Here is a 10,694-nt window from a genome sequence, read left to right as displayed (position 1 = left end):
AAAAAAATTCCAGTGCCGTACACACTTCCGGGCACTGGAATCAATATAGTATCAGCTCTTGAGGCACAATAAAAAGGGGCGAGATTGAAGAAGACCGGTAATAAAAAAGCGAAGTAGAGCGAGAGAGGCCGTCAGCAGCCTACTCCTCAACCACGCCCATCACGTCACTTTCGCGCAGGATCAGCAGCTCCTCATCATCGATTTTAATCTCGGTACCAGAATACTTCGAGAAGAGCACGTGGTCGCCGACATTCACCTCGGGCTTCACGCGCTGGCCATTATCGAGCAGCTTACCGGGACCGACAGCCAACACCAGGCCCTGCTGCGGCTTCTCTTTGGCCGTATCGGGAAGCACAATACCGGTTTTTGTCACCGACTCGCGTGTGACCGGCTTCACCAGAACGCGATCAGCCAATGGACGAACCTTCTCACCTGCAGTCGACATAGACTCTACCTCCCTTACAGAAGCAGATAGCATCGTCGGGTTCAGGCAACCAGCCTGCTCGCCCGGACCTGCGGTGAGCGGCGTGGCGCCCAGCCGATTAGCACTCTCCTCTAGAGAGTGCGAACCGGCTATTATCATACACCACCGCGGGCCACAGCGCAAGAGGGAGAAGGCGCCCCTAAAGCACAATCGACTGATAGGTCGACGCTGCCAGCGCCTGCGCCACAATCACCGCTAGCAGCAGCACGCCCCAGTCCAGCAAGGCATCAGGAACCGTGCCCACCACCAGAAAGCCGCGCAACAGATCCACAGTATAGCTCAAAGGATTAATCTGCGCCAGAATTCGCAGCCAGTCGGGCATGATAGCCAACGGATAAATGGCATTGCTAGCGAAGAAGAGCGGCATCGTCAGGACCTGACCAATGCCCATAAAGCGCTCGCGCGTTTTCACCAGAATGGCGATCAACATCGAGAGCGTCGAAAAGAAGCTAGCCGCCACCAGAACGGCCAACAGGCTGCCGACCACCCCGACCAGGCTCCACTGCAGACGCACGCCCAGCAAGAGAGCCAGCGCAAAGATAATGATCGCCTGGCTCAGCGAGCGCACCGCGGCACCCAGGCCCTTGCCCGTCACAAAGCTGGCCCGTGGCACCGGCAAGACCAGGAATTTCTGCAGAATACCCGCGTCGCGCTCCCAGATGATGCTCAGGCCATAGAAGATCGAGACGAACATCAGCGACTGGGCCAGGATGCCCGGCGTCATAAACGTCAGATAGCTAACCGAGCCGGTAGGGATCGCCCGCAAGCGTGAGAAAGCCTCACCAAAGATCACCAGCCAGAGGGCCGGCTGCACGGCGCGCGTCAGCAGTTCCGTAGGATCGTGGCGCAGCTTGCGCAGCTCGATCTCCGCCACCACCAGCACACAACGCACGTACGTCACCAGCATCTCCCAGGGTGAGGGCGGGCGGAGCAGCCCCTCCCAGGCCTTCCCTGTCTGCTCTGACTTATCCGAAACGCTGAGCGCGCCGACGTAGCTGTCTGACTTCACGATAGCTCCCTCCTGATTCCAGAGTATTGCCTGTTACCGAAGTGAAGACGTCCTCCAGAGTAGCCCCAGGCCGATTAAGACTGGCCTTCAGCGCCGCCGGCTCTCCAATAGCCGCGATGCGCCCATGATCCATGATGGCCACCCGTTGGCAGTAAGCATCGGCCTCTTCCATGTAGTGGGTTGTCACCAGCAGCGTGATCTGCTCCTGACTGCGCAGCAGCTCCAGTGCCTCCCAGACCGAGCGTCGGGCTGTCGGATCAAGGCCGATGGTCGGCTCGTCCAGGATCAGAATGCGGGGACGATGCAGAATGGCCTGCCCAATCTCCAGGCGCCGCACCATGCCACCCGAATAGGTGCGCACCAGGCTATTGGCCGCCTCACGCAAATTGAGCAGCTCCAGCACCTCCCAGATGCGCCTCTCCCGCTCCTGGCGCGGAAAACCGAGCAACTTGGCCACCATCAGCAGATTCTCGTAACCCGTCAGCGTGCTGTCTGCCGAGAGCGACTGCGACACATAGCCAAGCAGACGGCGAATGACCATCTTGTGGCGCTGGACATCCAGGCCCGCGATGCGCATCTGGCCGCTAGTCGGCGGGATCAATGTAATGAGCATGCGAATGGTCGTCGTCTTGCCGGCCCCATTAGGGCCGAGTAACCCGAAAGCTTCGCCCTCTTGAATAGAGAAGGTGATGTGATCAACGGCGACCTTATCGCCGAAACGTTTGACAAGATCCTCTACTTCAATCATCGGCCTCATTCGGCCTGACCTCCCTCTGCCGCCTCGATGGCAGTGATGATGGGCGCCTCGCTCTCGTCTCGCCCCGGCTCCCCCTGCCTCCCGACCTCCGCAGCCGCCAGCACCCGCTCTATCAGACGCTGTAACTCTTCCTGCTCTGCCGGGGTAAGCGGCTCCAGCATACGCGAGAGGGCGGCACGTCGCTCCTGCTGCCAGGCAGCCACCCGCTCGTTGCCCTGCGCTGTCAGCTCAACCAGAACAACTCGTTCATCGCCCCCATCCCCCTGGCGCACTCGCCGCACCAGCCCGGCCTTTTCCAGACGCTTGCAGGCGCTGGTCACAGAGCTGCCGCTGAGGCCGAGGGCCGTCGCCAGCTCGCCAACGCTGCAGCTTCCGCGCCGACTCAGGCTCTTGAGCAGCCAGTACTGCTCGGGCGTCATTTCCGCCCGCCTGACTGGATGAGTACTGCGCCTCAGTAGCCGCCACAAGGCCAGCAGATCTTCTACCAGGCGCTCGCTGGCCATAGCTTAACTCGCTCCCTTCCTTTTTACTGGCTAATATTTTTACTATCAAATATATTGATAATATAGTTTCTGGACGCTGTCAAGGGGCGGGCGCTGGAGGGCACTGTGAGGGTGATCGTGCGGGGAGATCTGGACCAGAAGTCACAGGCTACCCTGGCCACGCTTGTACCTGCGGGCAGAATGCGCTACAATAGAAGCCCGATGTGCCGAGGCTCATCAGAGCAGGAGGCTGGCCAGCCGGCTACGGCACTGGCCACTCGCCCAGCGCTCACCGATCACAGCCCACTTGCCTGCGCGATAGATGTGGATTGTACCCATGCCTGAACATGCAGACCTGGAACAGGAGATTTTAGCCGGCCTCAACGGGCCACAGAGAGAGGCTGTCACCACGACCGAAGGGCCGTTACTGATCCTGGCCGGCCCCGGCAGCGGCAAGACGCGCGTCATCACACACCGTATCGCCTACCTTGTGCGCTGTCGCGGTGTGTGTCCCTGGCATATTCTGGCCGTGACCTTTACCAACAAGGCTGCTCGCGAGATGCAGGAGCGCCTGGAAAAGCTGGTCGGCCTGAATGAGGCCCGCGAGATGTATATTGGCACCTTCCACGCTATCTGTGCCCGCGTACTGCGTGCTGAGGCCGATCTATTGGCTCCGCTGGGCCTGACCCGCTCCTTTGTCATTCTTGATACCGACGACCAGGCCGCTCTGGTCAAGCAGGCCCTGCGCGACCTCGATCTCGATGAGAAGCAATATCGCGTCTCGCTGATCCACTCCTTGATCTCGCGGGCCAAGAACGCCATGCTTTCCCCCTACCAGATGGCCGAGCAGGCTCGTCGCTATAGCGAGGAGGTAGCTGCCCGCGTCTATCGCCGCTATCAGCAACTCTTGCGTGCCAACAACAGCGTCGACTTCGATGACCTGCTGATGCTCACCGAGCAGCTCTGGCGCACCGATGCGGAGGCCCTGGCCCGTTATCAGCAGCGCTGGCGTTATATTCACGTCGACGAGTTCCAGGACTGTAATGTGCCGCAGTATAAGCTGATTCGCTTGCTGGGGCGGGGCAGCTATGAGCAGCCCAGCGGCAGCGGTAACGTCTGCGTTGTGGGCGATGATGACCAGATGATCTACAGCTGGCGCGGTGCCAGTGCCGAGAATGTCCAGGCCTTCGAGCGCGACTTCCCCGAGGCGCGCATCATCCTTCTGGAGCAAAACTATCGCTCGACCCAGCATATTCTAGACGCGGCCCAATGTGTGGTGCGACGCAACACCGCCCGCAAAGAGAAGCGCCTGTGGACCGCTCTCGGCCAGGGCGAAAAGCTGATCTACTACGAAGCCTATAACGATGAGGCCGAGGGTCTCTACGTCGCCGATGAGATCCTCAAGCTGCTGGCGCGCGGCGAGGTGGCCCACCGCAGCGAAATCGCCGTGATGTATCGCACCAATGCTCAGTCGCGCGTCCTCGAAGAGCAGTTCCTGCGCGCCAACATTCCCTACAAAGTCATTGGCAGCCGCAAGTTCTACGAGCGCAAAGAAGTCAAGGACATGCTGGCCTACCTGCGCCTGCTGCTCAATCCTCATGACGACCTGAGCCTGCAGCGCATCATCAACGTGCCCAACCGCAAGATTGGCCCCAAGTCGCTGGGCGAGCTGCAGCGCTGGGCGCGCGAGGAACAAATTTCGCTCTATGATGCCCTCCAGCGGAGCGAGGACCATCCGACCCTGGGGCGCGCCTCAAAGAACGCCCTGCAGCAGTTCGCCCTCCTGTTAGAAGAGCTGCGGGCCTCTGTAGCCGAGCTATCTCTGCCGGCCCTTCTGGATCGCATCGCCGAGCGCACGGGCTACGGTCCCGAGCTGCGGGCCTCTCCCGAGGGAGAAGAGCGCTGGAACAATATTTTGGAGCTGCGCCGCGTAGCGGAGGATTACGCCGAGCTGGAAACCTCGCTGGCCCTGGAGCTGTTTCTGGAGAACGTGGCCCTGGTTGGGGGGGCCGATGTGGCCCAGACGGGCGAAGAGGGAACCCTCGTCCGCGAGGAGGATCAGGATGCGGTAACGCTGATCACCCTGCATGCGGCCAAGGGCCTGGAGTTTCCCGTGGTCTTCATCGTGGGCATGGATGAGGGCATTCTCCCACATGGGCGCTCCAGCGATTCTCCCGAGCAACTGGAAGAGGAGCGCCGCCTGGCCTACGTTGGCTTCACGCGCGCCATGCGCCGCCTCTATCTGGTGCGCGCCCGCCGCCGCTCCTTTTTCGGCGATGTGTCCTATACCGAGCCGTCACGCTTCCTGGCCGACATTCCTGCCGATCTCTTCGTCGCCAGCCCCGGCTCCGGCTCGCTGCACCAGCCTTCGGCCTGGGAAAGCCGGGAGCGCTACGAGCGCTCCGGCTACGATAGCCGCTCACGGCGCTCGCGGCCCGCTGATAGCGTCTCTGTGCCCCCCGCTGCCGACGTCTCATCTATACCCTCCGCCCCGCGCTTCCTGCCTGGTGATCGGGTCTTGCACCATCTCTTCGGCCAGGGCATCGTCCTCAAAAGCGAGCTAGAAGGCGGCTCCGAGTTTGTCGAGGTCCAGTTTCAGGGGAAGCATGGCAAAAAGCGCCTGAGCCTGGACTATGCCCGCCTGGAACGCCTGCCTTAGCAGGGAGGGAAGAGGGTCCCTGTCCAGGTCGGCTGCCTGGTTTGGCCTCTCTCCCGGGTCGGAGGAGTCAATAGCAAATAAAGAGCGTTTTATGGCCTTTTGTGGGATTTCATCCCGATTGGAATAACGCACAGAGAACCGCCTGTCTCAAACATGTCGGTGCTGCCAGTTTTGCCTGCAATCGGGGGCTACGCCCCTATCGGGAAGAATAGGAAGCAGGGCGTGCATGTCCGACCGCCATCAGCCTGCACAAAGAACTCGACGCCCTCAAGCAGAGTGACTTCCTTCTGGGGCTTGTCCATAATTGGGTAAATTTCTCAGAACGGATTGTTAGCGGTCGTAGCCAGCTCCCGACCTGGCTTACTTGCTCCTCTCGAGCAGCAGCGCCAGGAGAATCATGACAACCAGGACGACAACAGCTCCGATGAAACAGGAAAGCATCCCTTCTGGGATAGGATGCCCGTAGAGGGAGGCTACACACGCATAGCCGAGCAGCTCAATCAAGATAGCCAGCCATGTGACCCATAGCGGCCCCGTGGATCCCTTCCTGCCCCTCCCCTCCTGTTGCCAGCCATCGTCACTCTCCAGCTCTGGGGGAGAGAGATCGTCCGACCAATCGGTTCCCTGATAATCATCATCCCCATGTCTGGAGAGCCAGTCGTCGTCCATGCTTCTCCTCGCGCTGCAGGTCCTAATGAGACCCTGGAAGAAAACGCCGTTCTCCCCGAGAACCGCTCGCCTTTCTTGGTGATCTGACGCTAGCGTAGCTTCTCCCCGTTAAGGCTGCTTGAATACAAGGTAATCGGTTCGTAAAAGGGCTTTACCCGGCTTGCTGCTCGCCAGTGCTTGTCTGAAGAGTGGGAAGTCTGAAAGGTGCCCGAAAGCAGCCTGCTTCCAAATATGGCTATTGCCACGCTAAATATGATCATCTATCATAGCTCTAGCCTTTTATCTTTATCTCTCTCTCAAACTAAAGAAAGGGTAGTAGGCGAAAAAACTGATGGAGAATAAGCGCTTCAAAGGGGAGATGAGTGGCGAGCGAATAGAGTACCATATTACTATTCACGATATGCCTAGCAGCGAGCGCCCTCGAGAGCGTCTGCTGCACTACGGGCCGCAGGCTCTCTCGACAGCTGAGCTGCTGGCCATTGTCCTGCGCACCGGGACGAGGCGGAGCAACGTGGTAGAGCTGGCGGCGAAGCTGCTGGTGCTCTATGGAGGTCTGGGGGGCCTCATGGGGGCGGATCTGGCAAAGCTGTGCCGGGAGCATGGGCTGGGAGAAGCGAAGGCGGCCCAGGTCAAGGCTGCCCTGGAGCTGGGCCGGCGCCTGCAGCTAGAGCAGCCGGAGGCGCGCTATCGCATTACCTCGCCGGCGGACGCGGCGCGCCTGGTGATGATGGAGATGGCCTATCTGGAGCACGAAGAAATGTGGATTCTCCTGCTTGACACCAAAAACCAGGTAGTGGCCGTTGAGAAGCGCTATAAAGGGACAGTCAACAGCTCGGTGCTGCGGGCAGCGGAAGTCTTCCGTCCCGCCATCCTGCGCAATTGTCCCAGTATTCTTATCTGTCACAACCATCCAAGCGGAGACCCGACACCTTCACCGGAAGACCTGGCGGTCACTGAGCAGCTGGTAGCTGCTGGGCGTCTCCTTGACACGGAGCTGCTCGATCATCTCGTGATTGGCAAGCAGCGCTACGTGAGTCTCAAAGAGCAGCTCGGCTGGTAGCGATAGCTTCGGCGGCGTGCATGAGAGGGAGGCAGGGAGGGTGAGAGAGGCGGTTGAGGGATCACGGGCAGAACAGGACAGGCAGGTAGGCAGGTACCAGGACAGGGATGGCGAAGCGGCTGCGAGGGGAGATCTGTATCTGGATCGTCTCCCCATCGCAGCCACTCACCTGCACTGCGAAACGCTCAAGTTGCACGGACAACCGCCTCCGCCGTGGGCTGCGGTCCGGTCTGATCCTGGCTGCGCTCCTGGTCGCCCTCGCCCTCGGCGCTGCCTGGACGCGGAGCAGGTAAGCCACCTTCCAGGGCCACATCCAGCACCTGGCGGATATCGTCGACGAAAACGAACTCCATCTGCTCGCGCAGCTCGCGCGGCAGATCTTCCAGCAGATCCTGCTCGTTCTTGCGGGGCAGAATCACCGTGTGGATACCTGAGCGGTAGGCGGCCAGCACCTTTTCCTTGACGCCACCGATGGGCATCACGCGCCCGCGCAGGGTGATCTCGCCCGTCATGGCCACGTCCGAGCGGACCTTGCGCCCGCTGGCCAGGGAGACCAGCACCGTCGCCATTGTCACGCCCGCCGATGGTCCATCCTTGGGGATAGCTCCCGCAGGAACATGAATGTGGACCGCCTGGTTTTCGAAGACATTGGGAGGCAGGCCCAGAGCGGCAGCGTTCGAGCGCACGTAGCTGAGGGCCGCCATCGCTGACTCCTTCATCACATCGCCCAGTTGCCCCGTCAGGATCAACTGGCTCTCCTTGCTGGGCATAACCGCCGCCTCGACAAAGATGATCTCTCCGCCGACCGGCGTCCAGCTCAGGCCGGTAGCGATGCCCGGCCGATCGATGCGCTCGGCGGCCTCCTCGAAGAAGCGCCAGCGTCCCAGGTACTCGGTCAGCTCCTCCGTTGTGATGTGGATGGGAGCCTGACGCCCCTCGGCGATCTGGCGGGCCGCCTTCCGGCAGAGCGTCCCGATCTCCCGTTCCAGGTTGCGCACACCGGCCTCGCGCGTATAGCCCCGGATAATGTGGCGGATCACCTCATCGTCGACGATCAGTTCCTCCGGGCGTAGCCCATTGGCCGCGATCTGCTTGGGCAGCAGATAATTGCGGGCGATGTGCATCTTCTGTTCCTCGGTATAGCCCGAGAGTTCGAGGATCTCCATGCGGTCGCGCAGCGGGGCCGGGATTGGCTCCAGGGAATTGGCCGTCGCGATGAAGAAGACCTTTGACAGATCGAAGGGCAGGTCCAGATAATTATCGCGGAAGTTATAGTTCTGCTCTGGGTCGAGCACCTCCAGCAGGGCAGACGAAGGATCGCCGCGCCAGTCGGCCCCCACCTTATCAACCTCGTCGAGCATGATCACGGGATCGTTGGTCTCGACGCGCCGCAGAGTCTGGATAATGCGGCCGGGCATAGCCCCGATATAGGTGCGGCGATGGCCCCGGATCTCGGCCTCATCGCGAATGCCGCCCAGCGACATGCGGGCAAACTTGCGCCCCAGAGCGCGGGCGATCGACTGGCCCAGCGAGGTCTTGCCGACGCCCGGCGGGCCGACGAAACAGAGGATCGGCTCGCGGTTGAGCTGGCGATTGGCCTCGCCCGAATGCAGCGGCTGGGTGGGACGGCGCTTATCGGCCTCGCCCTCCGCGGCCGCCTCTGCGGCCTCCTCCTCGCGCCTGGCGCGCTCGGCCATGCGCTCCTCTTTCAGGCGACGCACCGCCAGATATTCCAGGATGCGCTCCTTGATCTTCTCCAGGTCGTAGTGATCCTCGTCGAGGACCTGGCGGGCCTTCTGGACATCGATCGTCTGGCCGGTGCTCTTGCTCCAGGGAAGGCTCACCAGCAGCTCAAGGTAGGTGCGGATAATGCTATATTCCGGCGAGACGGTGGGCAGCTTTTCCAGGCGCGCCAGCTCGCGGTTGGCCTCCTTGAGGGCCTCCTCGGGCATCCTGGCCTCCTCGATCTTGGCGCGCAGCTCATTGATGGTCGCCTGCTCCTCGCTCTCCTCGCCCAGCTCGCGTTGGATGGCCTTCAGCTGCTCGCGCAAGAGGTACTCGCGCTGCATCTTGTTCATCTCTTCCTGGGCGCGGCTCTGGATCTTGCGTCCCAGTTCGAAGATCTCCAGCTCGTGAGCCAGGAAGCTACTCAGCTCCTTGAGCTTGGCGCGGACCGAATCAAGCTCCAGCAGCTTTTGACGCAGCTGCAGGTCCATCTGGACGAAGGTGGCGATCAAATAGACCACCTGGCGAGGCTCCTCCAGATTCAGGTTAGCGGCAGCCGCGCCCTCGGGCACGTTTTGGACGAGGGCGACCATGCGCTGGAAGTAGCTAACGACGTTGCGCTTGATGGCCTCGGTCTCGGTATCGTTCTCCTGGATATCGGGGCGCAGAGTCACGCGAGCCTTCAGGTAGGGCTTTTCCTGAACGAACTCGCCGATAGTCACGCGCTCCAGCCCCTGGACAATGATGTGAATGGTGCCGTCGGGCATGCGGATCATGCGCGCTACCCGCGAGACCGTTCCAATCTTGAAGATATCGTTGGGTCCGGCCTGCTCGATCTCCGCCGACTTCTGAGCCACCAATACCACCAGGCGGTTGCCGCGCATGATATCGTCGATCAGACGGATCGAGCGCTCCTGACCGACAGCCAGCGGCTGCATGGCGAAAGGATAGACCACGACATCCTTGAGGGGAAGAACGGGCAGGATTTCAGGGATCGAAAGCCGTTCCTCGTCGTCGCCCTCCTGCTCCTCATGGTGGTGGTGATAATGGGAGCGCTCTTCGCGAGAGGGTTCGGGGTCCTCATCGACCGCGTGCCGCTGGCGCCGCCGAGACTTCTTGCGTGCCGAGGTCGCTGTAGCTGTGGCTCTTCGCCCGCCACGGGCCGCACGACGCCGCGCCGGAGCACTTTCCGCCTGAGTTTCCTCTTCGCCTTGTTGCCCCTGAACCAGTTCTTCCTCTTCTTCTTCTTCGACCGCCTGCTCAGGCATAAGCTCGCGCTTCTTCTGATCCTTTTCCATAAACCTTTCTCAGTCAGTAGTTCGTTCGGTTGGCTAGATTCTACTTCTCCGCGGCACTCTGCCGAACCTGGACGCGCTGAGGCTCGCTGCGGCTCGCGGGCAGCTTGGGCAACGTCACCCAGAGAAAACCGTTTTCGTAGCGTGCCGTCACTGCCTCGCGATCGATGGGCGAGGGAATAAAGACCTCGACGCGGAAAGGCCCATAGCGGATCTGCGCCTCCTGATAGTAGAGGTTCTCGCGGTCTTCGCTGTCGTCTCGCCGCTCGCCGCTGACCACCAGCGCGTCTTCGTAGAGTGTCACGTTGATCTCATCCTCTGACATGCCTGCAAGCTCTATCTTGACGACGACCCGCTCCGCCGATTCGCGTATATCGGCGGGGGGACGCCAGACCTCCGAGCGTTGAAGGAGCGCCTGCTGGCTCTGCCGCAGGACCTCCTGCAACAACTGACGGTAGTGGCGTTGCAGTTGTTGCCCCGACCCATCGATATAGCGATAGGTCACATAGCGGTAGCGCATCCGCATACTGGTTTACCTCGTTTCACTCTCCTCA

9 protein-coding genes are annotated in these 10,694 nt (G+C 61.0%); 2 read left to right on the top strand and 7 right to left on the bottom strand.

Features of this window, described 5'->3' with window-relative positions:
- Positions 1-139: 139 nt before the first annotated feature.
- From groES to ACFMO7_RS21845, 4 genes are all read right to left on the bottom strand, one after another.
- Positions 140-445 carry a co-chaperone GroES gene (groES, locus tag ACFMO7_RS21860; protein ID WP_376797601.1) on the bottom strand — a complete coding sequence of 102 codons (306 nt, stop codon included), beginning with the start codon at positions 443-445 and terminating at the stop codon, positions 140-142.
- 178 nt (positions 446-623) lie between these two features.
- Positions 624-1,418, bottom strand: coding sequence for an ABC transporter permease (locus ACFMO7_RS21855; protein WP_376797602.1), 795 nt, complete (start codon positions 1,416-1,418; stop codon positions 624-626).
- Positions 1,419-1,449: 31 nt separating this feature from the next.
- On the bottom strand, positions 1,450-2,250 hold the full coding sequence (locus ACFMO7_RS21850; protein ID WP_376797600.1) for an ABC transporter ATP-binding protein: 801 nt from the start codon (positions 2,248-2,250) through the stop codon (positions 1,450-1,452).
- Positions 2,247-2,753: a MarR family winged helix-turn-helix transcriptional regulator gene (locus tag ACFMO7_RS21845; protein WP_376797599.1), complete on the bottom strand. Its 507-nt coding sequence runs from the start codon at positions 2,751-2,753 to the stop codon at positions 2,247-2,249. The genes ACFMO7_RS21850 and ACFMO7_RS21845 overlap by 4 nt, the downstream gene beginning before the upstream one ends.
- Positions 2,754-3,069: 316 nt before the next feature.
- On the opposite strand from ACFMO7_RS21845, the gene ACFMO7_RS21840 reads away from it, so the two are divergent.
- A complete protein-coding gene (locus ACFMO7_RS21840; protein ID WP_376797598.1) occupies positions 3,070-5,391 on the top strand; it encodes an ATP-dependent helicase in 2,322 nt (773 codons plus the stop codon).
- Positions 5,392-5,751: 360 nt separating this feature from the next.
- On the opposite strand, the gene ACFMO7_RS21835 is transcribed toward ACFMO7_RS21840, so the two are convergent.
- Positions 5,752-6,060, bottom strand: coding sequence for a hypothetical protein (locus ACFMO7_RS21835; RefSeq protein ID WP_376797597.1), 309 nt, complete (start codon positions 6,058-6,060; stop codon positions 5,752-5,754).
- 331 nt (positions 6,061-6,391) lie between these two features.
- Between ACFMO7_RS21835 and radC the strand changes: the two genes are divergently transcribed.
- On the top strand, positions 6,392-7,120 hold the full coding sequence (radC, locus tag ACFMO7_RS21830; protein WP_376797596.1) for a DNA repair protein RadC: 729 nt from the start codon (positions 6,392-6,394) through the stop codon (positions 7,118-7,120).
- Positions 7,121-7,305: 185 nt separating this feature from the next.
- Here the strand turns inward: radC and lon are convergent, their stop codons facing one another.
- Both lon and ACFMO7_RS21820 read right to left on the bottom strand, forming a co-directional pair.
- Positions 7,306-10,113: an endopeptidase La gene (lon, locus tag ACFMO7_RS21825; RefSeq protein WP_376797595.1), complete on the bottom strand. Its 2,808-nt coding sequence runs from the start codon at positions 10,111-10,113 to the stop codon at positions 7,306-7,308.
- Between the two features lie 70 nt (positions 10,114-10,183).
- Complete coding sequence (locus ACFMO7_RS21820) at positions 10,184-10,666, bottom strand: Hsp20/alpha crystallin family protein (protein ID WP_376797594.1); 483 nt, start codon at positions 10,664-10,666, stop codon at positions 10,184-10,186.
- Between the last annotated feature and the right edge of the window lie 28 nt (positions 10,667-10,694).

Origin of the sequence: Thermogemmatispora sp., assembly GCF_042408735.1 — a bacterium.
Classification (GTDB): Bacteria; Chloroflexota; Ktedonobacteria; order Ktedonobacterales; family Ktedonobacteraceae; genus Thermogemmatispora.
The sequence above is the reverse complement of the archived record's forward strand: the minus strand, read 5'-3'. Positions and strand labels throughout refer to the sequence as shown.